At 59.5% G+C, this 26,120-nt stretch carries 24 protein-coding genes and 1 pseudogene; 6 read left to right on the top strand and 19 right to left on the bottom strand.

Translation table 11 applies throughout. The features are described 5' to 3' along the window. Positions 1 to 184: 184 nt before the first annotated feature. Positions 185 to 4,006 (top strand): YhdP family protein, encoded by a 3,822-nt coding sequence (locus ABIA96_RS08250; protein WP_354136548.1) that lies wholly within the window; start codon positions 185 to 187, stop codon positions 4,004 to 4,006. A gap of 118 nt (positions 4,007 to 4,124) precedes the next feature. On the opposite strand, the gene ABIA96_RS08245 is transcribed toward ABIA96_RS08250, so the two are convergent. The 11 genes and pseudogenes from ABIA96_RS08245 to ABIA96_RS08195 form a co-directional block, all read right to left on the bottom strand. Beyond that, entirely contained in the window at positions 4,125 to 5,819 is a 1,695-nt protein-coding gene (locus tag ABIA96_RS08245) for a methyl-accepting chemotaxis protein (RefSeq protein ID WP_354136547.1), read from the bottom strand. Positions 5,820 to 6,177: 358 nt separating this feature from the next. Further along, complete coding sequence (locus ABIA96_RS08240; protein WP_354136546.1) at positions 6,178 to 6,615, bottom strand: DoxX family protein; 438 nt, start codon at positions 6,613 to 6,615, stop codon at positions 6,178 to 6,180. 221 nt (positions 6,616 to 6,836) lie between these two features. Further along, positions 6,837 to 7,139, bottom strand: a pseudogene (locus ABIA96_RS08235) (MFS transporter); the annotation flags it as partial. A 67-nt stretch (positions 7,140 to 7,206) separates the two neighbouring features. After that, on the bottom strand, positions 7,207 to 7,644 hold the full coding sequence (locus tag ABIA96_RS08230) for a hypothetical protein (protein ID WP_354136545.1): 438 nt from the start codon (positions 7,642 to 7,644) through the stop codon (positions 7,207 to 7,209). 85 nt (positions 7,645 to 7,729) lie between these two features. Then, complete coding sequence (locus ABIA96_RS08225; protein WP_354136544.1) at positions 7,730 to 7,888, bottom strand: hypothetical protein; 159 nt, start codon at positions 7,886 to 7,888, stop codon at positions 7,730 to 7,732. Positions 7,889 to 7,944: 56 nt separating this feature from the next. Beyond that, positions 7,945 to 8,412, bottom strand: coding sequence for a hypothetical protein (locus ABIA96_RS08220; RefSeq protein ID WP_354136543.1), 468 nt, complete (start codon positions 8,410 to 8,412; stop codon positions 7,945 to 7,947). Next, positions 8,409 to 8,747 carry a hypothetical protein gene (locus ABIA96_RS08215; RefSeq protein ID WP_354136542.1) on the bottom strand — a complete coding sequence of 113 codons (339 nt, stop codon included), beginning with the start codon at positions 8,745 to 8,747 and terminating at the stop codon, positions 8,409 to 8,411. Before ABIA96_RS08215 ends, ABIA96_RS08220 begins: the two co-directional genes overlap by 4 nt. Before the next feature lie 2 nt (positions 8,748 to 8,749). After that, positions 8,750 to 9,175 (bottom strand): hypothetical protein, encoded by a 426-nt coding sequence (locus ABIA96_RS08210; RefSeq protein ID WP_354136541.1) that lies wholly within the window; start codon positions 9,173 to 9,175, stop codon positions 8,750 to 8,752. Between the two features lie 341 nt (positions 9,176 to 9,516). Beyond that, a complete protein-coding gene (locus ABIA96_RS08205; RefSeq protein WP_354136540.1) occupies positions 9,517 to 10,263 on the bottom strand; it encodes a hypothetical protein in 747 nt (248 codons plus the stop codon). A gap of 616 nt (positions 10,264 to 10,879) precedes the next feature. Beyond that, on the bottom strand, positions 10,880 to 13,279 hold the full coding sequence (locus ABIA96_RS08200; protein ID WP_354136539.1) for a phage/plasmid primase, P4 family: 2,400 nt from the start codon (positions 13,277 to 13,279) through the stop codon (positions 10,880 to 10,882). A 77-nt stretch (positions 13,280 to 13,356) separates the two neighbouring features. Then, positions 13,357 to 13,548: a hypothetical protein gene (locus ABIA96_RS08195; protein WP_354136538.1), complete on the bottom strand. Its 192-nt coding sequence runs from the start codon at positions 13,546 to 13,548 to the stop codon at positions 13,357 to 13,359. Positions 13,549 to 13,914: 366 nt separating this feature from the next. On the opposite strand from ABIA96_RS08195, the gene ABIA96_RS08190 reads away from it, so the two are divergent. Beyond that, the gene (locus ABIA96_RS08190; protein WP_354136537.1) at positions 13,915 to 14,979 is read left to right on the top strand and encodes an LAPAL motif-containing putative phage structural protein; all 1,065 of its coding nucleotides are present in this window, start codon (positions 13,915 to 13,917) and stop codon (positions 14,977 to 14,979) included. Here the strand turns inward: ABIA96_RS08190 and ABIA96_RS08185 are convergent. Together ABIA96_RS08185 and ABIA96_RS08180 are read right to left on the bottom strand one after the other, a co-directional pair. Further along, positions 14,976 to 15,680: a hypothetical protein gene (locus ABIA96_RS08185; protein WP_354136536.1), complete on the bottom strand. Its 705-nt coding sequence runs from the start codon at positions 15,678 to 15,680 to the stop codon at positions 14,976 to 14,978. The genes ABIA96_RS08190 and ABIA96_RS08185 overlap by 4 nt on opposite strands. 156 nt (positions 15,681 to 15,836) lie before the next feature. After that, positions 15,837 to 16,817, bottom strand: coding sequence for a DNA-methyltransferase (locus ABIA96_RS08180; protein ID WP_354136535.1), 981 nt, complete (start codon positions 16,815 to 16,817; stop codon positions 15,837 to 15,839). Between the two features lie 322 nt (positions 16,818 to 17,139). Between ABIA96_RS08180 and ABIA96_RS08175 the strand changes: the two genes are divergently transcribed. Further along, complete coding sequence (locus ABIA96_RS08175; RefSeq protein WP_354136534.1) at positions 17,140 to 17,775, top strand: PDDEXK-like family protein; 636 nt, start codon at positions 17,140 to 17,142, stop codon at positions 17,773 to 17,775. Between the two features lie 24 nt (positions 17,776 to 17,799). On the opposite strand, the gene ABIA96_RS08170 is transcribed toward ABIA96_RS08175, so the two are convergent. The 4 genes from ABIA96_RS08170 to tyrS form a co-directional block, all read right to left on the bottom strand. Continuing rightward, on the bottom strand, positions 17,800 to 18,054 hold the full coding sequence (locus ABIA96_RS08170) for a helix-turn-helix transcriptional regulator (RefSeq protein ID WP_354136533.1): 255 nt from the start codon (positions 18,052 to 18,054) through the stop codon (positions 17,800 to 17,802). 136 nt (positions 18,055 to 18,190) lie between these two features. Further along, positions 18,191 to 19,522, bottom strand: a complete 1,332-nt coding sequence (locus ABIA96_RS08165) for a tyrosine-type recombinase/integrase (protein ID WP_354136532.1) — start codon at positions 19,520 to 19,522, stop codon at positions 18,191 to 18,193. A gap of 224 nt (positions 19,523 to 19,746) precedes the next feature. After that, positions 19,747 to 21,015, bottom strand: coding sequence for an MFS transporter (locus ABIA96_RS08160; RefSeq protein ID WP_354136531.1), 1,269 nt, complete (start codon positions 21,013 to 21,015; stop codon positions 19,747 to 19,749). A gap of 56 nt (positions 21,016 to 21,071) precedes the next feature. Beyond that, complete coding sequence (gene tyrS, locus ABIA96_RS08155) at positions 21,072 to 22,325, bottom strand: tyrosine--tRNA ligase (protein WP_354136530.1); 1,254 nt, start codon at positions 22,323 to 22,325, stop codon at positions 21,072 to 21,074. A 165-nt stretch (positions 22,326 to 22,490) separates the two neighbouring features. Between tyrS and ABIA96_RS08150 the strand changes: the two genes are divergently transcribed. The 3 genes from ABIA96_RS08150 to ABIA96_RS08140 all read left to right on the top strand — a co-directional run bounded on the left by ABIA96_RS08150 (position 22,491) and on the right by ABIA96_RS08140 (position 24,696). After that, positions 22,491 to 23,594 (top strand): anhydro-N-acetylmuramic acid kinase, encoded by a 1,104-nt coding sequence (locus ABIA96_RS08150; RefSeq protein WP_354136529.1) that lies wholly within the window; start codon positions 22,491 to 22,493, stop codon positions 23,592 to 23,594. A gap of 97 nt (positions 23,595 to 23,691) precedes the next feature. Next, a complete protein-coding gene (locus ABIA96_RS08145; RefSeq protein WP_354136528.1) occupies positions 23,692 to 24,369 on the top strand; it encodes a glutathione S-transferase family protein in 678 nt (225 codons plus the stop codon). A 3-nt stretch (positions 24,370 to 24,372) separates the two neighbouring features. After that, complete coding sequence (locus ABIA96_RS08140) at positions 24,373 to 24,696, top strand: DMT family transporter (RefSeq protein ID WP_354136527.1); 324 nt, start codon at positions 24,373 to 24,375, stop codon at positions 24,694 to 24,696. Positions 24,697 to 24,744: 48 nt separating this feature from the next. On the opposite strand, the gene ABIA96_RS08135 is transcribed toward ABIA96_RS08140, so the two are convergent. Further along, the gene (locus ABIA96_RS08135) at positions 24,745 to 25,257 is read right to left on the bottom strand and encodes a DUF1697 domain-containing protein (RefSeq protein ID WP_354136526.1); all 513 of its coding nucleotides are present in this window, start codon (positions 25,255 to 25,257) and stop codon (positions 24,745 to 24,747) included. Between the two features lie 7 nt (positions 25,258 to 25,264). Beyond that, complete coding sequence (locus tag ABIA96_RS08130; protein WP_007591562.1) at positions 25,265 to 25,912, bottom strand: alpha/beta hydrolase; 648 nt, start codon at positions 25,910 to 25,912, stop codon at positions 25,265 to 25,267. Between the last annotated feature and the right edge of the window lie 208 nt (positions 25,913 to 26,120).

Below are 26,120 nucleotides of genomic sequence, written 5' to 3'. Positions count from 1 at the left end.
TCGTCGCTTTCGGCGGGTCAACCAAAGCGGTATTGCAGCTCTCGTCCGGCGTGCCGGATTCGCGCCCTCGGCTGGGCAAGTTTTACGGCGCCGCGGTATGGTTACAAGGAATTCCACGCACCACCCCACTGCTCGTTGAACGCGCTCCCGGGGCGAAATGACGAACAGCAGGAACATTCGAGGTATGGCGGCAACGCCGGGGCGGGGAGCGTCGATTCCCGTCGACGGCTGCGGTCCCGATGGCGGTCAATCCTACGATGGGCGCCTGTATCGAGAGGCAATGGCAAGGAATACGTCGCCCCAGGATCACAATCGGGATTTCGATCCGCGCGGCGGCCATCACGAGCCGCCGGAATGGGACGAGGCCGACTGGGATCAAGACCAGGAGGAGGAGGAGGCGGGTCATCGTGCACGCCGCCTGTTGTCGCGTTCCAACTCGCGCTTCCGCGTCGGTGACGGCGGCTTCTCGGCATTTCGACGGGCGCTGCCGAGCGGACGCTGGCTGCGCCGGACCGCCGTCGTCCTCGGCGCCCTGATCGTCATCTTTGTCGGCTGTTTTGGAGCGCTGTGGTGGCGGCTCGGCGCCGGTCCCATCAATCTCGACATGGCGACGCCCTGGCTTGCCGCCGCGATCGAAGACAATATCGGCCACGGCAACACCGTGGAGGTCGGCGGCACCCAGATCGAGCGTGCCGGGCGAATCCGGATCGCCGTGCGTATCCGCGACATCATCGTCCGCGACCATGATCATGCCATCGTCGCCAGCGCCCCGAAGGCCGAAGTGCGGCTGTCGGGGGCCGGGCTTCTGACGGGGCACCTGCGGGCTGAAAGCCTCAACCTCGTCGATGCCGAACTCGCGATCCGGATCGCACCTGACGGGACCGTCACGGTGTCCGCCGGCGACACGGCAAAACCGCTCGCAACTGGGGTCGCGTCCAAGAAGGAAGCGGGCCTGCCGCCGACATTCCCGCGTAGCGGCGTTCCGCCGCCGCCGTTCGGGATGGCGCCTGCATCGCCGGACGCGTCTCAGGCGGCACCTCAGCCCGCCGCACAGAGTGGAATTCTTCAAGGCCTCGACTGGCTCGACAGCCTGAGCCTGACCGGCCTCGACGGTCAGAACCTCAACGAGATCGGTCTCAAGAACGGCAATCTGATCGTCGACGATCAGCAGCGCGGCAGCAAATGGACGTTTGAGAACATCACGCTCAGCCTGCGCCGGCCGACCCATGGCGGCGTTGCGCTCAGTTTCGGCGAAGAGGGCGCGCGCCCATGGTCGCTGCGCGCCACGATCGGACCGAGCGAGAATGGCGTGCGCTCTATCGATATCCGCGCCGACAAGGTGTCGACCGCCAACATCCTGCTGGCGCTGCGCGTCAAGGACCTCACCTATACGGCCGACCTCCCTCTGACCGGCGAACTCAAGGGCGAGGTCGGCCGCGACGGTGTGCCGACATTCTTCCGCGGCAAGGTTATGGTCGGCGCGGGCAACATCATCGACACCGACACGCCCGATTATCCGATGGCGATCGACTCGGCCGAGATCAACGTCGAATGGGATGCGGGACGGCGGGTGCTGGTCGCTCCGTTCAAGATCCTCTCCGGGGCCAATCGCCTGACGCTGCTGGCCCATCTCGAGCCGCCGAACGGCACCACCAACGACTGGCAGCTCGGCTTCAGCGGCGGTTCGATCCTTCTCGGCGGCATCGACAACGAGCCGCCGCTCGTGTTCAACCGCATCGCGATCGGCTTCCGCTTCGACACCGATCACAAGCGCCTGCTGCTGACGCAGGCCGATATCTCCAACGGCGAGATCGGCGTCGCCGGCACCGGCGCGATCGACTATTCCGGCGAGCCGCGCCTGACGCTTGGCTTTGCGGGGACGCCGATGTCGGCCTCCGCGCTGAAGCGGATGTGGCCGACGCTGGTCGTGCCCGAATTGCGCCAATGGGTGATCGAACGGATCGAGCGCGGCACGCTTCAACGCATTGAGGTCGGGATCAACTCGCCGACGCGAAACCTTCCGCGCAAGGGACCGCCCATTCCCGACGACGGCCTGTCGGTCAACATCGTGGCGAGCGGCGTCGCTGTTCGTCCGGTTGACGGCATGCCGGTGGTGCACGACGCCGATCTGAAGGCGCACGTGACCGGACGCACCGCCACTGTGAATATCGGGCAGGGCATTGCCGACACGCCCGCGGGCCGCAAGGTCACGATCTCCGACTTCACCTTCGAGGTGCCGGACATGGCGCCGAAACCCTCACCGTCGCGGACGAGATTCCGCGTCGAGGGCCCGGTGCCGGCTGCGGCCGAAATGCTGTCCAACGATCGGCTGAGCGACCTGTCGTCGACCGTCGTCGATCCCAACACCAGCAAGGGCACGTTCACGGCGAACATCCAGCTCGGCCTGCCGGTCAAGGGCGAACTGACCAAGGCGGACACCGTCTACGCCGTCACCGCCGATCTCAACGGCTTTGCGGCCGACAAGCTGGTGATGAACCAGAAGCTCGAGGCCAACAATCTCAAGATCATCGCCAACAACCAGGGCTACCAGGTCAAAGGCGACGTCAAGATCAACGGGCAGGCGGCCTCGCTCGACTACCGCAAGGCGACCGATGGCGACGCGGACGTCAAGCTGCAGACGACGCTGGACGACGCCGGCCGTGCACGGCTGGGCTTTGACCTCAGTCCGGCCGTCAGCGGGTCGGTGCCGATCAAGGTGTCGGGCAAGATTGCCGGCGGTCCCGAGCAGACAACAAAGCTCGGCATCGAGGCCGATCTGACCTCGGTCAAGCTCGACAACATCCTTCCCGGCTGGGTCAAGCTGCCGGGCAAGTCGAGCAAGGCGACGTTCAAGGTTGTGCCGACGGCACAATCGACGCGGCTCGAGGACATCGTCATCGAAGGCGGCGGCGCCTCGATCAAGGGCTCGCTGGAAGTCGACCCGAACGGCGACCTCATGAATGCGAACTTCCCGACCTATTCACCGTCTGACGGCGACAAGACGTCGCTGAAGGTCGAGCGCGGTCAGGACGGCGTGGTCCGCGGCACGATGCGCGGCGACGTGTTCGACGGCCGCGGCTTCCTGAAGTCGGCGATCTCAGGCAATTCCAAGGACGACAGCAAGAGCAAGCTGAAGAACGTCGATTTCGACATCGACGTGAAGCTCGGTACGGTTGCGGGCTTCAATGGCGAGGCGATGCGCAGCGTCGACGCCAAGATGTCGAACCGCAGCGGCGCCATCAAGGCCTTCTCCCTGAGCGGCAAGATCGGGAGCAATACGCCGGTGGCGGCGGATCTACGCGGTGGACGTGCGCAGGGCAGCCGCGAGGTGATCTATCTCCAGACCAACGACGCCGGCGCGCTGCTTCGTTTCACCGACACCTACACCAAGGCGATCGGCGGCCAGATGGTGGTGGCGATGGAACCGCCGACCTCCGAGCCGGCCACGGCTCGCGAAGGCCTCATCAACGTGCGCGACTTCACGGTGAAGGGCGAGGCGCAGCTTGAGCGCGTCGCCGCGGGCGCGCCGAACGGCACTCCGGGTGGCGGCGGTGTCTCTTTCAGCGCCTTGCGTGCGGAGTTCACCCGGCAGAACGGCGCACTCACGGTCCGCGATGGCCTGGTCAAGGGGCCGATGATCGGCGCTACCATTGAGGGGTCGATCGACTATCCCGGCAACCAGGTGTGCATGAGCGGGACCTTCGTGCCGATGTATGGCGTGAACAACATATTCGGCCAGATCCCGTTGTTCGGTCTCTTCCTCGGCGGCGGCGACAAGGAGGGGCTGATCGGCGTCACCTACGAGGTCGTCGGCACGCCTGCGGCTCCCGTGATGCGCGTCAATCCGATCTCCGCGATGGTGCCGGGCGTGTTCCGCAAGATCTTCGAATTCAACACCGGCAAGCAGAACACGCCGATCGACGAGCTGCCGTCGGCGCACTCCGGCGACAGCCCGACGGGAGTGGCAAGGCCGCTGTCGAGCGGATGCAGCGTCGCGCGGCGTTAGCCGAGGGGCTGCTTGATCGCGGCGGGAAGATCACCTGTGGCCAGCCTTCGAGACGCCCGCCTCCGGCGAGCCCTCAGGATTTGGTCACGACGGTCTGGATAAAAGGACGCCGCGCCGCCTACGCCGCGCGTACGCCCGCCAGGAATGTCCCGACTTCGCCCGAGAGCTGTTCGGCCTGTTTGGAGAGGTTCGTTGCGGCACTGAGCACCATGCCGGCGGCGTTTCCGGTTTCGTTGGCCGCCGCGCTGACGCCACCGATATTGATGGTGACCTCCTTGGTGGCCTCGGCGGTCTGCGAGACGCTGCGGGCGATCTCGGCGGTAGCAGCACCTTGCTCCTCGATCGCGGCGCCGATCGAGGTGGCGATGCGGCTGACCTCCTCGATGGTGGCGGTGATACCGCCGATGGCGTCTACGGCTTCCTTGGTCGCGCCCTGGATCTGGGTAATCTTGTCGCCGATCTCGCGGGTGGCTTCCGCGGTCTGGCTCGCCAGCGATTTCACCTCGGAGGCGACGACGGCAAAACCGCGGCCGGCTTCACCGGCGCGCGCGGCCTCGATGGTGGCGTTAAGCGCGAGCAGATTGGTCTGTGCGGCGATGCTGGAGATCAGCTCGGCGACGTGCTCGATCTGCTGAGCGCCGTCCGAGAGTGCGCGGACGATGGTGTCGGTGCGGCGCGCGCTCTCCACTGCACGGCCGGTGACTTCGGCCGATTGCGCAACCTGGCGGCTGATTTCGGTGATGGAGGAGGAGAGCTCTTCCGCGGCGGCCGCCACCGTCTGGACGCGCTGGCTGGCTTCGGTGGCGGCGGAGCCGACCACGGCGGCACGGCGGTTGGTGCCCTCTGCGGTCGACGACATCGACTTCGCCGTGGTTTCCAGCTCGCCGGAGCCCGAGGCCATCATGCCCACGAGCTGACCGACGGATGCATCGAAGCGATCGGCGAGCGAGATCAAGGCGTCGCGCTTGTCCTGCTCGCCGCGGGTCTTGGCCGCGACCTGCTCGGCCTCCAGCGTGCGCGCCGTCAGAGCGGTCTGCCGCAATACTTCGAGCGTCTCGGCCATGCGGCCGATCTCGTCGCCGCGATCGGTCTCCTCGACCGGCTTGTCGATGGCGCCCTCGGCGATGTCCTGCATGCGGGTCTTTTGACGGTCGAGTGCGCTGAGCACGTCGCGGGCGATCAGCCAGGACAGCGTCGCCATCAGCAGCATCAGGCCGACGCCGACCGCGGCGAGCTCCAGCGTCAATGCGCGCACGTCGGCGTCGATGTCGTCGACATAGAGACCGTAGCTGATCGTGGCGTTCCAGGGCGTGAACTGGCGGACGAATACGGTCTTGCGGACGGGCACGGTCTGGCCGGGGCGCGGGTAGAGATAGGATGTGACGCCGCCTTGCAACGCCTGCCTGGCGGCGTTCAGCTGAGCATCGGCAATCAAGACGCCATTTGAATCCGTGGCGCCTGTGATCTTGCCCTCCAGCTGCGGATTGGCGCCATTGACCAGAATCGACGTGTCGGAATTGTAGACGACCGGATAGCCCTGGCCGCCGCCGAACTTCATGTTGCGCCCACGCTGGCGAAACTGGAGCTTGGCGTCATCCACCGACATCTTGCCGGCGGCGACGTCATCCTGGAAATTCTGAGCGAGGCCGTGGAGCAGATCGACCGCGGCCTTCATCTGCTGGACCCGGTCGTCCATCATGCGGCTCTTGCTGAGGACGGCCGATACCGCGATGATGGCCGTGACAGTAAGAGCTGCGAGGCAGACCATGCTGGCAAGCTTGGTGCGGATCTTCAGATGACTCAGCAGCTTCATCACAGCCCCTACGGAATGGTTGTTATTGTCAACATTGCTAACATGAAGTTCTTACCAATGATGAAGACAGGCGTGCGCGCGGCTGCCGCGCGGGTCATCCTTCGCAGCCCCGTGCGAAAGCCTGCAGGCAAAACGCCATGCAATGCCGCGCACCCGTATTCTTGCGGGAGGAAAACGATCTCAGACTTTGGTGGTGATCGAGCTTGGCTGGACGGGCAATGAACCGATTCGTTCATCGCATCATCATGTCCGTGCTGCTCGTAGCGGCCCTCGTCCTGATCTGGAACGTGCTGGGCTCACGTTGACTCGGCACCGGCCACTCGCCGGCGCCGCTCCATGCGGGTCGATTGCGAGCGCGTCAGCGCCGCGCGAAGGCGCCGCCCGGCGCTTCGTTCTCCTTGCCGATCAGCGCATCGACGCTAACGGAGCCGCCGCCCGCGGCCGAGATGTAGAGGCATGCGAAGCAGAACAGGATCGCGGCGGTGCCGCCGTTGAGCAGCGGCAGGAGCACCGGCGTGCCGGTCTTCATGACATGGCCCATGAAGTAGGCGAAGGCCATTTCACCGGCCAGGATGAACGCCGTGAGGCGGGTGAACAGGCCGATCATCAGGGTCGCGCCGAGCACCAGCTCGAGCGTACCGGCGACATAGATCAGCGGCGGGATGTCTGCGAAGTAGGGAAGCACCGGAAACTTGAACAGTTTGGCCACGCCATACTGGAACAGCAGCAGTCCAGTGATGAAGCGGAACAGGCTCAAGAGGACCGGTTGAAAGCGAGTGAGATAGGGAAAGTTCATTGGGTTGTGCCCTTCCATCCAATGCTGCGACTAGGACCGCATTCGGTTCCGCCCTGCAAGCTGCGCCAAGTCAATTTGCGCTGACAATTTTGTCATGTCGGACAAAACACCGCAGGCTGCGATTTCAGCCGCGTGTCGTCCGCATTTTTTTCAACGTCTACGCGCCGCGCCACCCGTAGTTCCCCGGTATCGCGAATGAGCGCAGGTTACCTCCGGGAGACCTAGCGTCGCAAAGCGGGCACGATCAGGAACGGGATCATCCCGAGCACCACACTCGCAAGTGCGAAGATGAGCAATGCGTTGTAGCCGTGGGTGGCGTCGTGGATCATGCCGCCGCTCCAGGAGCCAAAGGCCGAGCCCAGCCCGCTGCCGATCGAGATCGTGCCGAAGATGGTGCCCATCCGCTTGCCCTGAAAAATCTTCATCGCGGTTGCTGTGATCAGCGGTCCGCGCGAGCCCATCATGCTGCCGAAGCAGACGACGAAGCCGGTGAGCAGGACGATATTCGGATAGTATTGGAGCATCCGATCATCCGCGAAAACACCGTAAAAAATAGGGTCTCGTCGCGATCGGCCCACGGTAACCGCTATCCTATATGCCAAAAAGGCGCGAGCGGTTGGGGCTTCTCCATAGGATCAATTCGGCCGGTGACGTGGTTTGAAACTCAGCTTTGATCGCGTCTATGAACAGCGCGACGCGCGGTCCTGTGAGGCTCAATCGTTCGTTGGCAAGCGTGGCTTGGACGTTGTGCTTTAGGTCGCGTATGCCGTGGTTGGTTGTCAGCATGGCGCGGACGTTTTCGCGTCCAAATCGTTCACAGAAGAGCTTCGCCAGCGATGGGTAATCCGGGACGCGTTGATGGGCGTAGCGTTCAACGATCGGTGCGATGGTTATCGGCGTAAGACAGCATTGCTTGCTGAGCTTTGTAATTTCCGCATCTTGCTGCGGTGGCGCTAGCGATGCGATTCTCGCGCATCGCTCTTGAACGCGGTTGAAAAACTCAATCGTCCCTTCGTTTCGTCCGGTCATTGCGGTGGTCTTTCAGAAATACAAACCCCGCTTGCAAGCCGGGATGCATGCACCGGCCGGAAAGCGAAACGGCCGGTGCATTGGATTAGCGTTTGTCGGGAGTTGCGGAAGCCAGCAACGCGCGCATATGATCGGCGTGAAGTTCCAACTTCGCGTCGTCGCCGTCGCGCTTCAGCACTTCACGGAAGTAATTCAGATGCGATTTCCCCGCTGCACGTTGCTGCTCAGTGGTCATTTTTGTCATGGTGTTTCATCCTTCGCTGTTGTTGGACGATTTGCGGTCCGTCCAATTGACCGATCTCAGTGACATTCGCGCACGTCGTCGGCGTTCGTTACGATCAGATGTCCGAACTGCTGCCCGAACATCGTCCGGAGCATCCGCAACTCATCGCTGTGCAGCGCTTTAATACGACCGCTAAAATAAAGCCCGTCGCCTTGCGCGAAATGCTCGCGATCAGCAATACAGCGCATTGTCGCGCGCATGACATCCTTGATGTTGATGCTGCCGGGAAAGCATTCGAGCAGTTTGCGGGCGTGACGCCTACAACTCGCCTTTCGATTTTCGCCATGGAAGAAAGTCGCGAGATTGATTAGCGCCAGCCAGTCGAGATAAAGTCTATCGTTGGCGATGTGGATTGCATCGAATGTCGCATCCAACATATCAATTTTGATATCAGGAACGCCACGACGACCTTTTTCGATATCCTCAATCTTTCCGTCTTCAATCGTGAAAGTGAGTTTCGCCTTTTCAACGTATACTGTGGTCATCGTGGGTATTCCATCCATTTGCGGGCCGCGTCGGTTTCCGTGTCGGTCGATAGTATCTTTGGCGTTTCGTTGAAAAGTGCGGCTTCCACGTCGCGGTTCATCATTGGCGGTCCACGTCCTTCAAGCATACTGGCGTACGGGCGCGCTTCGATTTCGATCTCGTCATCATGATTCGCTTTGCACCGTTCGATCCATTGCTCGTAACGTGCTTGCCATCTGGCGTAATAATCGCGTTGTTCATCGGGTAGCGTTTCGAGACGTGCAGCAAGGGACCGCGCGGGTTTGACGATCGCAATTAATGCGCCCAACTGCTTCCGATCGCTGGCGGTGATCATCGCTATTTCTGTTCCAACAACCTTCTGATGTCTTCGAGTTGCGCGCGATGTTCAGCAAGTTCGCTGATTGCCTTGCTGGCCTTCTTGACTGCAACGAGTGCGGCGGCCTGTTCGGGCGAGAGATCGCCTTCGTGGAGCGCCTGCTCAACGTCTTCCAATTCGGGCCCATGCATCGGAATAGTCAAACCGTTTGGCAGCGCGAGCTTCGCAATTAGCTCAGCGGCCCATCTTTCATTATTGTCCAATGCGTCCGAAATTACCTGCGCAGTGCGCGGGATCATGGCGATTATGAGCGCAGAAAAATCCCGCTGGTGGCGTGACTTCGCGCCGTAAGGCCGTCCAATATTGCCGGGGCCTTTTGCAAACCTTCCTCGGCCATCGCGACCGATATTATCGGACGGCACCGGAAGCGGAGTAACGTTGGTCATAGCTCTAAAATCCATCGAACAGTGACGTTGGGGAAATTGTAAAGCCACGCCGCAACGCTCGCAGTCTCAACCAACGCGCTCCGACCTTTCTTCACAGAAAACTGCGGAGCGCCGAACGTTTTTCTCCAATGGGCGAGAGAAGCGCGGCAGCATCGCAATGCTTCGCACATCTCATGCGCTTCCATAAATTGCCCAGTGCGCAACGTGACAACGGGCGGTAATGTTGGTCCGCGCCGTCGCATCAGTGCAGCCCGCTGTGCGTTGTCATGGTTGGTTCATCCGTGTGGGTTGCGACGCTGGACGGTGTTGTGACCGTCCAGCCGTTGCGTGTTGAGTGTGGATCAGTTGCCTGTCAGAAGTGCGAAAGCGTCGTTGGTATTCACGTTGCAGGCTACGGTCACGACGGTGATCACGTCGCGTAAAAGTTGCGTGCCATTGGCGAAATGACGTGAACGCGCTTTGAGGTTATTGAGGCCCGTTTGTGCATCAGCGAGCACAGCCGCTTCGTCCACGCCGAATTGTGCAGGGAAATCGGCCGATGGCTTTAAAGGGTGATCGGCGGCCATTCCGGTCTTCGCAGCGTGATTGAAAAGCATGTACCGGTCTTTGCCGATACTAACGACGTCATCGGGGAGAGAGTTGACCGTGCCGGGGACGTTGTCGAGACACCCCGCTTCAACAAGCCCCGCCAATTGCTGGAAAGAGAACTCATTGAGCATTCTCGCTTTGTCGGGCAGGCCAGCGTTCTCAAAGGCCAGCACAGCGCGATTCCGGATCGGCTGGTTCGAAGCGTTCGCGGGTGTGACGCTCATAGCCTCAATCTGTGCCTTTGCCGTCACCTGTCCATAGCCGATCAAAGCAGCCTGCACCGCTCCAAACGGCGCGCGGAGGGTATTCACCACGGCTACTCGATTGTGCTGATCCACGACAGTCGGGAGCAACGTCGCGGCGTTGTTGTTCATGATGCCGCCGAACCCTTCCTCGGCCGCGAGCAACGCTGCGACGGGCTTCGAAATCTCCGGTGGGAAATCGTCTCGGAACAGCGCGCCCGCGCGCGCTCCGGTGTCGGTGTTTACCACCGAGGACATGCGGCCTCGCGGGGTGGGTTGCATGCTGTGTTGCAGAGGCATCGGCTGATCCTTTGACGTGTTGCTCCGGGCCGGTCATCGGCTCAGTAACCGTTTGACGTGTAGGTGATTTGGCCTAGCTCTGGCAAGTATTTAAGTACTTGAATACACACGATAATCATAGTTTTACCATCGTAATATTGATCAGGAAAGTAATCGCTAAATAGACCGCATGTAATCGCGCAAAATCATCGCTTGACCATCGCAACAATGATCGCAATGTAAGTTGGCAGATTGGTCGCGTGGATCATCGCTATCTGTCTGAAATGATTCAGCGCGTGGCTAAGGGGAGCACAGCCGCGAGGCGATCGGACGGGCGAGGGTGCTCGCACCAGAATAAGCTTCTATGGAAAATTATGGAATTATGAGAAGTCTTTCGACCCTTTCGACCCTCGCCCGGTCTTTCCTATGAAATCGCCGTTCCATAGGACTTTCGGGAAAGGGTCGAAAGGGTCGAATAATCGCCTTACGTAATTTCCATATTTCCATAATTGGCGATAAGCACGTCCGAACTGCGCGCAGCAAAAAGCCCGCCTGTGATTAGTGGGCTTTTCGATTGTGATGATGTTCATGCTCTCTATTGCAGTGTGTGAGGCATCGGTGGTGTGTTTTGACCGGGCATCATGAGTATCGGATGTGGTTTCAGTTCGATGCCGCGATAATAGATAACTCTGCTCTCAACCTTGGTGATGTCGGATTGCATCGCAATCCACGTCCCGAACTTGGTCTGCGATATTGGTTGTTCGCCGCGCTCGCGCTTCCAAGTCACATAGTCATTGTAAAGAGTCCCGGCTGTTGGAAGCTTGTTGTTGTCGCGAACGTCCGGCCTGATGATCTCGGCGCGTTCGGACAGCCACATTTCGGGCGTGCTTTGTGAGTTGAAATATGCGGTCGTGGCGCGCTCAATTTCCCCACTAACAATCAATCGCTTTCCGGCTTCGATCCACGCTCTGTGACCGTCTAAAAGCCATTGCAGGACTGCGCCAGCGTCCGCGCGTAATTTCATTGGCAGTTCGCGATCTTCTCTCCCAGCAAAGTTAGCGCGGAACGGCACAATCTTGAGGCGGCTTCTGATCGCGATATCTTGCGTCCTGATTTGCGGTAGATCATTGCCAATTAGAAACAGCTTGAACGTGCGTTTGAAGGAAAAGAAATTGCCTTGCATGTAACGCGCTTCAATCGTTTGGTCGCCTGAAACGGTTTTCAAAACGCTAGTGTCGAAATACGTTCCTTCCTTCACTTCGTTCGCGAATGTAAATCGTCCGCCCATCAGCGTTGTCAGCCCTGTCGGGTGCTGCTCATGCCTGTTGGATGCAAATACTTCGCTTGGAACCTGTTTCGCGTAGTCGCCTAGCGCGTATGCAATCGCTTCGATCAATGCCGATTTGCCGTTGCGTCCATTTCCCCACAGAAAGCCGATCCAATGTTCCTCAATTGCGCCTGACAACGCTGCGCCTAGCATCAGTTGCAAGGTTTTTGCGGTTTCTTGGTCGTTGCGGGCGATCTGGGAGACGAACGTTTTCCATCGATCGCTGACGGGTGTCGGCGCTGCATTGGTTATGTTGGTGATATGGTCCGTAGGATTATGCGGATTGACTGCCCCCGTCCTAAGATCGATCGTTCCGGTTGGCGTGTTGAGCAGATAATTATCCGCGTCGAATAGTTTCTGATCGCGCAAAAACTCAGGCAACGTTGTTAGCGTTGTCAAGACGCCCTGCCAAAAATTCAGTGCTCGCGGTCGCTTGATGTCAGGGTTTGACAAGCTGGTGCAGAACTGCCGAACTATTCCGAGCATGGCTTCCTGTTGCAGATCGGCCCATCGTTTGCCGTCCCAATACAACCAATGCCGGCGTGAAGCGTTGTAAAGAAGTTGCCCGGTATGCTTCATTGCGAACGCTGTCGCCATATCGGCATGCGTTCCCATCAGTATGAGTGTGGCGAATGCGTTTTCTTCTATCTGTTTGGATGGCAGCACCGGCATTGGTTGGGGTGCTTGCGGTTGCTGATGACTACCAAGCGCCAGTCGCGCTCGCTGGTCATCGGTAAGCTTGCCGCTCTTGATTGCGTGCTGTCGGAGATAGGACCAGCCGAAATTCGTTCCGTTATCAGCGGACCGCCATTGCTTATCGTTTTTGTCCGGCTCGTTCGGTCCGCGAAAGCCTGTATTCCATATATCCCAAACCAGCCGGGCGGCTTTGTCGTGAACGAGGCCCGTTACAGCGTGGCGAAAAGCGAAACTGATATCTCGCCATTCGTTGCGATTACAATTCACATCAAGGCTGTTCAAAGCGATCGTCGCCTGTTCGAAATCCGGCGCGCAATCTGTACCCAGTGGTTTGCGTCCGCCCGATCCGTTCGCTTTGGCTAGCGCGATAATTACGCTTTCAACCGTGTCGATGTAGCATGTTCCATTCACGCGGAAGCATTGAACGGGATGACCGCTTATCAACCGCCCGACGTAATACGATTGACTATCGGTAAAGCTTTCATTAGCGAGAACACCCCCCAGGATGCCGTTGATCCGTCCGACTAGATTATGCCGCTCTAATACGCTGCGCGGTTGCGATGTTGGCGCGATCACGCGCCATCGCGGCTTCTCTGGTGTGTGTGAAGGGGTGGTGTAGATGAAGGCGATGATGTTTGCCGCGGTTAATCGGGATACAGCCTCTTGCGGCTGCATCACCTCTGCATCGTAATCGCATTCAATCCCATAAATCGCTTCAATGTTGGCATTGCTGCGATAATTGTTCGCGAACGTCGCAAGCTTGATCAGCGGCAATTCGTCTTTAGTCGCTGCGGTCGGTACGCTCTGTTCGATCCAAGCGCAAAGCGCGGGCCAGTCATTTTGAAGCCGCGTGCCTTGCGGATTGTTGTTGCGCTCAAAATAGGTGAAACAGATTTCAGGCATTTGCCCGCTGTCAAAAGCACTGAGAGAGAGGCAACGCTTGAAAGTCGAAGCGATCAGGTGTAGGGACATGAAGCGTTCTTTCTTGGTCGGAAGGCGCATTGAGTGATTACAGGCGGACCGGTTGCGACCCGGTCCGCCTTTCATTTTCAGGCAGCCTCTAAGGCTTTGCGCGCGGTGTGGGCGGCTTCAAGCACACCCCGGAATACTTCCGGCCCGGCCACGCTGGCGCGCTCCAGCATCGTATCAATGGCAGCCAGGGCGACTTGCTTGCTTGCCCGACGTTCGAGGCGCCGACGCGCTTGATACTCTCGAAAATATGCGTTCCTGTTTTCTGACATGCCGCCTCCGTTGGTGTTAGCTCACGGTGACAATGAGTCATCAGTGCTTCGTGGGCGGCGCGCAAGGCGGCGAAAAGTGCGCTGCACGGTTGTGCATGGTTGCGCATGAGATCGGGCAAAAACTTTCCACAACGCGGTTCGATCGACCGCGATGGCTGACCCTGTGTTAGCAAAAGATCGTTCAAATTCCCTTGGATTATAGAGCTGGAGGGTTGCGGTCGGGGAATATCCGCCAATGCGCAAGCCATCCCAGCTTTGCAAGCAGCACGCTGCAAGGTTGATTGACTGTCCCGTTCAACGAAAGGGGTGCTAGCCAACGCAGCGGCAAGTTGTATGATCCTCTTTTTTATGATTTGAGGCGGGGAAATGGACGAAGCCAAGGACGCGAGTGCCAAGGGCACTCGCCAAGCATTCCAAGTTGCCTATCACGCGGACGATCCGGACGACCATACCATCGGTGTCGAGGCGCTGGTCCCAGCGTTGAGGGGATTCGATCGGCTTGTCCGGGAATCGAACGCAATACTTAATGGCGATCGGTCGCGAATGCGGGTAGTCGTCGCCTCAGACTTCGAGCACAAGTGTTTCCATATCAACTTCGATGTTATCCAGCATGCGATCGAAGTGACGAAGACATTTTTGCAAGATGATCACGTCAAGACTGCGAAGGACATTCTCCAGGTAATCGGTGTAATCCGTAGTGTGGCCGGTAGTAGCTCGTTGCTCGACTATTTAAAATGGAAGAAGAACAATCAGGTTGAAGCAATTGAGCCATCTGAAGCGCCAAGGCCTGCAGACGGACCGCAAACCCACGTTACCATTCAAATTGTTGGTGGTGAGCACAACACGATCAATGTTCACCCCGATGTGCTGAAGCTGGCGGAAAACACTCGCGTTCTAAACGCGGTGAAAGACACTCTTGCTCCTATTGAGATGCACGAGGCGTCGCGCGTTGAATTTCGTGATGATGCTAAGCTCGTTTCGAGTATCGACGAAGCTGATGTTCGCGATATCGTCCTTGCAGCTGACGCGCCCAAGAAGATAGAGGAACCCGAAGAACCGCCCCCGGAGACGATCGTTGCAACGCTCTTCGTATATTCACCCGTTTTCGACGAAAAGGCGGAGCGTTGGCGATTTGTGTATGGTGATAAGCATATCTATGCCGACATCACCGGAACGTCGATCGCAGTAGATGCGTGGACCCGCGGTGGTTCGTTCAGGGATGATCGGTATCGAGTACGAATGGAGGTAACGCCCCCGGTGACGCCAAATGGCGAAGTTCACTACAAAATCATTGAAGTGTTGGAATTCACATCTGCATCCCAACAACCCGGCCTTCCATTGCCCGTACCCAAACAGCGAAAGCCCCGCGCATCAAAGGCAACAAAGAAAGCGTCTAAACTGAAGTCGAAGGGGCCAAAGAGACGCTCCTAGAGTTGATCCCGAAGACCGGCAATAATTGCAACGAGGTTAACTACAGATGTTGTCGCCTCGACGCAGATCGCGGCATCGCGAAAGGACGCGGTCCGCCGGTGTTGAAGTTGAACAGCTAGGTCAAGCGCGGCTTTCGCATGCTTTCTGACAAACTCGTTGACGCCGCCACCCAGTGCGACCGCGATGTAGGCTTCCAACATACGTTTTGTGTCAGTTGCGCTCGCCGCTACACCATCGAGGGTCGGATGCTTTGCCGGATCGAACACTTCCTGCGCCGCTGATATTAGCAATTCACGTCCCAGCAATCCGACTGCCTGAAATTGCTCTTCCGTTTTGGCGCTAGCTAGACGCGTTCGCATCTCAGCGACAGTTCGATCCACGCGAGCCCAGCCGGTCGGCTCGTAGTATTTTCCCGGCTTATCGCGAACTTGCTTGATGATCGGCGCAAAGATGTCGTTTATGAACGTGCGCCTTAACTGGTACGTTTTTAGATCGCTCTGACTCCATCGCCCGTGCCATTCCCAAAGAGATCGGTAGGGCGGAACAGTATCGATCCTTCGGGCTCGCAGTTCGGCTTCGACGCCGTCGTACAAACCGACAAATGAATGCTCGACGCCCGGGATTGGTGGCCCACCAGTAGCCACGGAAATCATTGTGGCTTTGAGCTTGTCAAGTCCGGCGATTAGTTCCGCGTCGGTCATCGTTGTCCCGCCATGGCATGTTCTCGGATCAGACTAATGGCAGCGTTGATTGTTTCTGCTGCGGCTTCGAGAGCGATCATGACGGCGTGAGCGTCGCGGCCTGTCAGATAAGGTCCGCGGGGCGTCCTGATCGACGCGGAGCTGGAGAAGTGCGCCTCAAAAACCGGCGAAGCGAAACTTGCTCCCGACGAGGTATTCCTCGACATCATCGAATGCTAACCAGCGTCTTCCAAGCCCTTCAGCAACGGCGCCGGTTGTGTTTGATCCCGCAAACGGATCAAGCACGACATCGCCTTCATCGGTCAGCATCTTGATAAAGAATTCCGGTAGCGCCTTCGGGTAACGCGCGGGATGAATCGTCAGGCCCTTCTCTTTGCAGCGGAGCGTGTAGGCGTCGTTCGCGGCATTGTTACCCATGATCATCACATTTTCCGCCTGATCACGCTCGGCCTCGAATAGATCGGCTTGAACAAAATTCGAGGGGATCGCGCCCTTGTTTTTGATCTGCGACCAGCTCGCATTGATCTTGTAACCGCCGGGTCGGGTCGTCTCGCGGAGTCCCCTCTGCTGAAGGCGGAGCATATCCGCGCTAAAGGTCTCCTTGGCTACTTTTTGATTGTCCGCTTTGGGCCAGGGTGTCTTGGAGAGCCACCAGACGTACTCTACCGATTCCTTGATGCGGATTTTGCGTACGGTGACCCACTCGGCGGGCATCGGCATTTTTGCAGGGTTATACCAGAAGCACTCTTGCGCGAGATGGAAGCCAATCTCGTCAACAAGCTTCAGCAACAGTCGGAAGTGGTAGAGTGATTTAGTCGGCGTTCCTTTGTTGTAGCTTCCGCCGATGTTCAGCACGAGGCTTCCGTCGTCGGTCAGCACACGGAACATTTCCTTTGCGAACGTCGCGAACCAATCGACATACTCGGCCTTGGCCACGTTCCCATACGCCTTTTTGAAGTGAAGCGCGTAGGGCGGTGACGTGACGATCAGGTTCACCGACTTTTCAGGCAACTCACGAAGCGCCACGAGGCTGTCCGTGAGATAGGCGGTTCCTAGAGAGGTCGCATAGTACGGCTTCAGGGTCTTGAGGATGCCTTGCTCTTCGACCTTCTTCGGGGCCTTCGCCGCCTGTTTCATGTTTCCAATAACTCCACGATGCGATGCTGCCGAGACAGTAATCTCAGACGTGTTCAAGCGCTGCCACGAATCAGTGTAAGCAGCAGTCTATCCCCCATAATTCAGTAGAAGAATGGGTTGCATGTGTCAACCAATTTCCGGCCCGAAGAGTGGATTTCGCAAGCTGAAGCCGCCCGCATTCGGGGCGTCACGCGGCAAGCGATTGCGAAGCTCGTGAAGGCCCAGCGAGTTCGCACCATGAGCTTAGGCGGCCACACTCTCGTCAATCGTGACGATCTTGCACGTTACGAACCGGCAAAGGCTGGTCGGCCGAGGCGGCAATATGAGTGATTGGCAGGCACTCCTTTCCGCCATCAGGCTGTGTACGGCCGAGCAAAAGCAAGAGATTTTTGCGGAGGTTCGGGACTCCATTTTGATCCACAACTTGGAGCGCAGCTTCCACGTTCGGGCCGAAGTGATTTTGGAAGCAATCGCTCGATCTCCCGACATCACACAGCGCGGCGTTCGAGGGCTTATCGCGGAATGCGTGTTCGTCATGGACGTACTACCGACTGTGAAAGGTTGGGAAAGCGAACCGGCTGTTCCCGAGGCTTCGTATGACGCCTGCTTGATTAAGGATGGTCGAAGGGTTCGCATTCAGGTGAAGATGCAGCGGCGAGAAGCTGGCCAGCCAATGTTGCGCAGGGGCCAACACGTAGTCGAGGTTCAAAGGACGAGAACCGGGAATAAGAACGGTGAATCGACCCGCCCATACCGCTTCACTGAGTTCGATCTCCTCGCTGTAGCAATGCAGGCATCGACCGGCAGTTGGCACTCCTTCATGTATGTGCCGACCAAGAACTTGACGCCGAAGCGAGACAAGCCAGAAGAGATCGAAACGTTTCAGTCCGTGCCAGAATTCGGTGATGACGGCGTGTGGACCAGCGACTTGCTGACGGCGCTTAGTCGCGTGAAATGAAAGCACGAAAAGACGAAGCGGTGATCAGGCGTCTTTCCGTTCGAAACGTTCAACATCACTCAATCGAAACCGCGTCACACGCGTCGCCAATTTTATTGGCTGTGGATGCTGCGGCGATTTCTTAGCGTTGCGCCAAATGGTGGAGGGGTGGACGTGCCAGCGCTCCGCAAGCTGTAGATCAGTGATGAACCGCTCCGAGCCGGGCGGCGCGCTGTTGGCGAACGCAGCCAGGGTGAGAGGTGAGGGCAGTAGAGCGGCAGGCAGTAGGGTGGAGAACATCAGGCATCCTTTCATAGCAGCGCGTTACTTCGCACTGCCATGCCCGCAAGGCGCGCATCTATAATGGCAAGAATATGCCCGCTACGAGGGAAACGTAGCGAGCTGCTAAAATACAAATTGTTTGCTGTGATTATCGCTAAGCGCGTTTCTTCGTTGCGGTGGTCATGTCGATTACATTGTCAGATTGTGCGCGGTTGCCAAACAAGAAATTCGCCCAATCCTGCATCATGTGTCGGCGCTTTTCGAGCATGTCGGACCGACGATAGGCGGCCTCAACTTTGTCGCCAACGGTATGCGCTAACGCTAGTTCGGCCATTTCGTTCGGATAGGTGGTGTTCTCGCCTATGTAGTCGCGGAACGTTGATCGCAGACCATGGGGAACGGCGGGGCGTCCGCTCTTTGGATCACTCCATTGTTTGCCGTCGTCTTTGGTCATGCGCCTCATAGCGGCGCTGAGAGCGGCATCGGTCAGCATCCCGCCCATTGGTGATGGAAAAATGTATTCGCTGTCGTGCAACTTCGATTGCCGCTCGATGATTTCAGTTGCTTCATCGCTCAGCGGAATACGATGTTCTTTACGCATTTTCATGCGTGCTGCCGAGACGGTCCAGATTTTTGCCTTGGCGTCGTATTCCGATCGTTTCATTCCGCGAACCTCGCCTGATCGGGATGCGTTCAACGCGATGAATTCCAACGCGCGCGCGGCGGGACCTTCTCGACCGCGAAGTGCTTGAAACCACGCCGTTGCATCAGTCAATGCGATGGCAGGATGATTTTCGGTCATTATCACCTTGGACGGTCGCGGTAAGATCAGGGCGAGATTGCCGCCCCAACGTGCGGGATTATCGCCTGATCTGCGACCGTGAACGGTTGCCCATGCCAATAAGTTTTCGATTTCAGCGCGTAACCGCATCGCCGTTTGCGTTTTGGTGTCCCATATCGGTGTTAGGACGCGTAGAACGTCTTGCACGGTGATAGTGCGAACCAACATGCGGCCAAGTTCAGGCTTGGCATATGTGTTGATGGTCGCCTCAAGCGCCTTGCGGTTTTTCTCGCTGCCAATAGATGCAAGCTTTGTCGGCAGATATTCTGCTAGCGCTTCGTTGAACGTCATGCCGCGTTTCTGTTCGGCGACAAGAGCGGCTTTCTTTTCCTTCCGCTCAATAATGGGATCACGCCCGTCCCGGACGGTTGCCTTGGCGTTGCGAGCCGAGTTGCGCGCCGCTTCCAAGGTGACTTCGGGATAGCTGCCCAACCCCATATTGCGCCGCTTGGATGCTACGATGGTTCGCAGAACCCACGATCGACCGCCGTTCGGGGTGATCTGGAGCATCAGCCCGGATACACCGCCGACTGCATGATATGCATTGAATTTACCCCCGCTATTCGGGACCGATGGGTCGGCGGGATCGGGATGTTTCAAGCGGGACACAGCTAAAGCGGTTAATTCTTTCGCCTTTTTGGGCATTTGGCACCCTGATGATCATTGCGATATTCGCTTCGATGGTCATTAAATACCGCCTATATGCCAAAAAATCAGAATCGTAGAAATTATTAGGATAAGGCGAAGTTTTCGATGATCATCGTGGGGCATATTTAGCCAATCTATCTGCCAAAAACAATGCGACTTTGTGCATTGATGCGCGTGGATGCGCACGGCTGGCTGGGCTGTGGCGCGGCTGAAAATATTGGTCAGCGCCGGAGTGCCGGTACCACCAAAAACGGGATCATGCCGAGTACAACGCTGATCAAAGCGAACGCTAGAAGCGGATTGTAGCTATGGGTCAGATCGTGGATTATGCCGCCAAACCAAGAGCCTAGCGCTGATCCAAGCCCGCTGCCGATAGAGATGGTGCCGAAGATGGTGCCCATCCGCTTGCCCTGAAAAATCTTCATCGCGGTTGCTGTGATCAGCGGTCCGCGCGAGCCCATCATGCTGCCGAAGCAGACGACGAAGCCGGTGAGCAGGACGATATTCGGATAGTATTGGAGCAGCCAGAGCAGGAAGATGCCGAGGATCGAGATCGCGTAGCTGAGGAGCACAGACGGACGGCGTCCGATCAGGCCGTCGAGCGCGGAGACACCGATCATGCCGAACACCAGCACGACGCCCGAAAAGCCCCAGGCGGTCGCGGCCAGGAGCGGCGGGAAGCCGGCATCGATCAGATAGGCGACGATCTGCGCAGCGATGCAGTACATGCCCACCGCGGTGAAGAAGAAGGTCGAGAACAGCGCCCAGAAAGCGTGGTGGCGCATCGCGCTCAACAGCGTCCAGCCATTGTCGATGAAATCAGGATCGGTCCTCTTGGCGACATGCGGCGAGCCGGCTGCGAATGTGCGCCAGGGCAGGAGCAGCAGCGGCACCAGCAGGCCGAGCGCGACGAGGCCGTAGACCTGATAGGTCTCGCGCCAGCCGAGATGGTCGATCAGAAGCTGCGAGGCCGGGAGCAATGCCAACACACCGCCGCCCATCGCCGAGTACACCACGGCCATCGCGGTCGGCAGTTTCGGCCCAAACCAGCGGCCGAGCAGGATCGAGTTCGGCACGTTGCCGATGAAGGCAACGCCAATGCCGACGCACAATCCAATCGAGAGCTGGAACTGCCAGAGCGCCCGCGCGTGGCCTGCGATCAGGAAGGCCGAGCCGAGCAGCAAGAGGCCGAGCGCGTAGACGATGCGCGGTCCGGAATGATCGAACAGCCGCCCGACCAGCGGCGCGGTCAATCCGCTGACGAGCCAGGTCAGCGAATAGATCGAGACCACCTGCGCACGGTCCCAGCCGAAATTTTCGGAGATGGGCTTGAGGAAGACAGTGAAGCTCTCGCTCAGGCCGCGGCCGAGTACAGCCAGCATGAAGCACACCGCAAGCACGACGAGCGCGGTGCGCACCGCGCCTTGCTGTGTGCTTCCCTGTTCCGCAGCTGCTTCCCTGGTCGCGTCTTTGGGCGTCTTCTGGTCCATCGCCCATCAGGGAGCGCGCTTCGGTGCGCCCTGACAAGCATCAAAAGCTCATGCGCCTATGCAGGCTTGAGCAGGATGTGCTTCTTCTTGCCGAAGGACAGCTTGATCACGCCTTCGGGCGTCAGATCGGCCGCTGACAGCGCCATCTTCTCGTCTGTGACAAGCTCATCGTTGACGCGCAGGCCACCGCCCTTGATCTGGCGCCGCGCCTCGCCATTGGAGGCGACGAGCCCCGCCTTGACGAAAGCATTGAGCACGCCGAGTCCCGGCTCCAGTTCGCCGCGCGGAATTTCCACTGTCGGCAGGCTCTCGGCCAGTTCACCTTCCTCGAACGTGCGGCGTGCAGTCTCGGCCGCTTCGTTTGCTGCGTCGCGGCCATGCAGCAGCGCGGTCGCTTCCGTGGCGAGCACCTTCTTGGCCTCGTTGATCTCCGAGCCGCCGAGCGCCTCGAGCTTCCTGATCTCGCTCATCGGCAGCGTCGTGAACAGTTTCAGGAATTTACCAACGTCGGCGTCCTCGGTGTTGCGCCAGTATTGCCAGAAATCATACGGCGAGAACTGGTCGGCGTTGAGCCACACCGCGCCTTGCGCGGTCTTGCCCATCTTGGCGCCGGATGCGGTCGTCAGCAGCGGTGTGGTCAGCGCGAACAGCTGATGCGTGCCCATGCGGCGGCCGAGATCGACGCCCATGATGATGTTGCCCCACTGGTCCGAACCGCCCATCTGCAAATGGCAGCCGGTGCGCTTGGCGAGTTCGACGAAGTCGTAGGCCTGGCAGATCATGTAGTTGAACTCGATGAAGCTCATCTCCTGCTCGCGCTCGAGGCGCAGGCGCACGGAGTCCATCGACAGCATGCGGTTGACCGAGAAATGCCGGCCGACGTCGCGCAGCATCTCGATCCAGTTGAGCTTGGTCAGCCACTCCGCATTGTCGAGCATGATGGCGTCGCTCTTGGCCTCGCCATAGCGCAGCACTTTTGCGAACACGCCGCGGATCGAAGCCTTGTTGGCCTCGATCTCGGCGACGGTGCGGATCGCGCGTGTCTCGTCCTTGCCAGAGGGGTCGCCGACCATGGTGGTGCCGCCGCCCATCAGCGTGATCGGCTTGTTACCGGACTGCTGCAGCCAGTGCAGCAGCGTCATGGTCAAATAGTTGCCGATGTGCAGCGAGGGTGCGGTGCAATCGTAGCCGACATAGGCGATCGCCTCGCCCTTGGCGGCGAGCGCGTCCAGCCCCTCGAAATCGGAGCACTGGTGGATGAAACCACGTTCCTGCAGGGTGTTGAGGAAATCCGATCTAAATGCAGTCATCTGTCGGCATGCCTGACAATTCTTGGTTTACTGTTTTGGGAGCAATTTAAGGGTCTTTCCTGAGAACTCGATTGCTGCCCGCCACTTGGCGCTGTGGCATTATAAGATGTGTCCCTCTGGCACAAGATCGGCATGCCGGAGGGGGGGGTTGAGGACGCTGATCCCATGATGTTGACGGCACTCGGTTTGATGAGCGGCACCTCGCTGGACGGGGTGGACGTTGCGTTGATCGAAACCGACGGAAAACAGGTGAAGGCATTCGGGCCGTCAGGCTACCGGCCCTATAGCGCGGCCGAGCGCAGTCTGCTGCGCCAGGCGCTGTCCGAGGCCGTGCATTTGCCGCAACGCGATGCCCGGCCGGGGATCCTGGCCGAGGCCGAGCGCGCTGTGACGCTGGCGCATGCCGAGGCGGTCGCGGCCTTCTTCGCCCAGAACCGGATGAAGCCGGAGGACATCGACATCGTCGGCTTCCACGGCCAGACCGTGCTGCACCGCCCCGAGCGGCGGCTGACGGTGCAGATCGGCGATGCGCCGGCGTTGGCCAAGGCCATCCATATCCCCGTGATGCACGACTTCCGCGCCGCCGACGTCGAGGCCGGCGGGCAGGGCGCGCCGTTCGTGCCGGTCTACCATCGGGCACTCGCCAATTCGCTGGCGCGCGAGGGGCCGATCGTCGTGGTCAATATCGGCGGCGTCTCCAACATCACCTATATCGACGGCAACGATACGCTGATCGCCTGCGACACCGGGCCTGGCAACGCACTGCTCGACGATTTCATGTACCGCACCATGAACCAGGCGTTCGACGCGGAAGGCAAATTTGCCGCGCTCGGCAAACCCGACGAAGCCTGGATCGCGCGGGCGCTAGAGCTGCCGTTCTTCACAGCTCCGCCGCCGAAATCGCTCGACCGCAACGATTTCGCAGCGCTGAAGCTCGGCGACGTGCCGCCGGCCGACGGGGCTGCGACGCTCACCGCCTTCACTGCGGCTGCGATCGGGCGCATCATTCCCTTGCTGCCGCGGCGGCCGCGCAGCTGGATCGTGTGCGGTGGCGGCGCGCGCAACAGCACGATGCTGCGCATGCTGCGGGACCGGGTCGGCTCGGCCACCGTAGAGGCCGCCGAGACTCTCGGCTGGGCCTCCGACGCCATCGAGGCGCAGGCCTTCGGTTTCCTCGCCGCCCGCGGCTTGAAAGGCCTGCCGCTGTCTTATCCGGCCACGACAGGCGTGCCGATGCCGATGACGGGCGGGGTCATCGCGCGGCCCTGACATCACGCTGGGTTGATGCAAGTGCATTGATCTTGACGAGTGAATGCAAATGCATCTATCTTGGATGCAGTCGCATTAATCTGTCGGGATCATGGCCATGACCGCTTCACTGAAACTCATTAGCCACAAGCTTTGCCCCTATGTGCAGCGCGCGGTGATCGCGCTGAACGAGAAGGGCGTGCCGTTCGAGCGGGTCGATATCGATCTCGCCGACAAGCCGGACTGGTTTCTGAAACTGTCGCCGCTCGGCAAGGTGCCGGTGCTGGTGGTCACGACCGACAAGGGCGAGGCCGCGCTGTTCGAGAGCAACGTGATCTGCGAATACATCGAGGAAACGCAAGCAGGCCTCAAGCTGCATCCGGCCGACGCGCTCAAGCGTGCCGAGCACCGCGCGTGGATGGAGTTCGGCTCGGCGATTCTCGGTGATCTCTGGGGCCTGGAGACCACGACGGATCCGGCGACATTCGAAAGCAAGCGCCAGGCGCTAACGGCGAAATTTGCGCGTGTCGAGACCGCGCTCGGTGCGGGCCCATTTTTCGCAGGAGAGGCGTTCAGCCTGGTCGACACCGTGTTCGCGCCGGTCTTCCGCTATTTCGACCTGTTCGACGAGCTGGCCGAACTCGGCATCTTCAGCGATGTGCCGAAGGTGCGGGCGTGGCGCGCAGAGCTCGCGAAACGCCCGAGTGTGCGTACTGCGGTCGGCGCGGACTATCCGCAATTGCTGCGCGCGTTCCTCGTGCGCCACGACGCGCATCTCCTGAAGCTCGCGGCCTGAGCCATGTCGCCATCTGTGGCGTGGCTGATGCTGATGATCGCCGGCGCGCTCGATGTCGGCTGGGCGATTTCGATGAAGTACGCGGAGGGCTACACGCGCATCGGTTGGAGCATCGTTTCGCTGGTGCTGCTTGCCGCCTTCGTCTTCCTGCTGGGACGCGCCTTGAAGGTGCTCGAAGTCGGCGTCGCCTATTCGGTGTGGACCGGCATTGGGGCTGCCGGCACCTTCGTCATGGGCGTCGTGCTGTTCGGCGAGACCTTGAGCGCGATGAAGCTTGCGGGCATCGCGCTCGTCCTGACGGGGATCGTCGCGCTCAAGCTGGCCTAGCAGACGCCACGTCGATGCTTGTCTCCCGAATCGGCAACAGGCGATCGGTTATAGCTCCGCTGCCATCTTCGCCAGCGTCGCGATCGTGTTCATGTTGCGCGCGGTGCCGGTCTTGGCGGCGGGGATGACCAGCTTGGACGTCCCCATGCCGTCGCCATAATGCACATAGATCTCGCGGCGGCCGACCTTGATCTCTTCATTCTTTCGGCCGCGAACGCCGGCGAGCGTATCCGCGGGCGGCGGCTTGTCGAGGAAGATCGCGACCGTGCGGCTCGGCGCCATCTTTGGAAACGGATTGTCAGCCAGAACGTCCGCCATTTCGGAGGCGCTGCGCACGAGTACGCCGACCGGCGCTCCGGCATAGGCGAGCAAGCGCTTTTCCAGCGCGGCCTTGATCGCGGCTTCCGATTTGCGGCTGGTGAAGGCCACATTGCCGCTGGCGATGTAGGTGCGCACGGCACCAAAACCGAGCTCCTCGCACATCGCCTTGAGCTCGGTCATCGGCAGCTTGCCGGTGCCTCCGACATTGACCGCCCGCAGCAAGGCCACGAATGCGGTCATGACAATGTCAGCGCACGTTGGCGAGGCGCATGTCGAGATAGGCCGTGATGGTTTCCATCAGCGGCTCGAGCTTGGCGTCGAAGAAGTGGTTGGCGCCGGGGATGACCTGCTGGTCGATCACGATGCCCTTCTGCGTCTTCAGCTTCTCGACCAGCGTGTTGACGTCCTTCGGCGGCACCACCGCGTCCTTCTCGCCGTGCACGATCAGACCCGACGACGGGCAGGGCGCAAGGAACGAGAAGTCGTAGAGGTTCGCAGGCGGCGCGATCGAGATGAAGCCTTCGACCTCGGGACGGCGCATCAAAAGCTGCATGCCGATCCAGGCGCCGAAGGAGAATCCGGCGACCCAGCAGGCGCGCGCCTCGGGATTGATGGTTTGCGCCCAGTCGAGGGCTGCCGCCGCATCCGACAATTCGCCGGTGCCGTGGTCGAACGAGCCCTGGCTGCGTCCGACGCCGCGGAAATTGAAGCGCAGCACCGAGAAGCCGCGATGCGCGAAGGCGTAGTAGCACTGGTAGATGATCTGATGATTCATCGTGCCATGAAACTGCGGATGCGGATGCAGGACCATCGCGATCGGCGCGTTCTTCTGCTTGGCCGGGTGATAGCGGCCTTCGAGGCGGCCAGCGGGGCCAGTGAAAATAACTTCAGGCATGGATGATCTCTTGATTGATTTGCTGGAGAGTTGGTCCTTGGCAATCAACCGATTATGGCCTCCTCGGCAGGCGATGCCGACGAAAGCGCGAATGGAAGGATGAGAAGGCGTGCGCCTCGCGGTGATGCGCGATGGCGCGCGGTGACTTGACGGCCGCGTTCTAACATAGGCTGCGGGGCAAAAAGCAAGCATCTTCGACATCCGTCAA

This window comes from Bradyrhizobium sp. LB11.1 (genome assembly GCF_040549385.1).
Taxonomy (GTDB): Bacteria; Pseudomonadota; Alphaproteobacteria; order Rhizobiales; family Xanthobacteraceae; genus Bradyrhizobium.
This window is presented reverse-complemented; position numbering and strand designations above follow the sequence as displayed.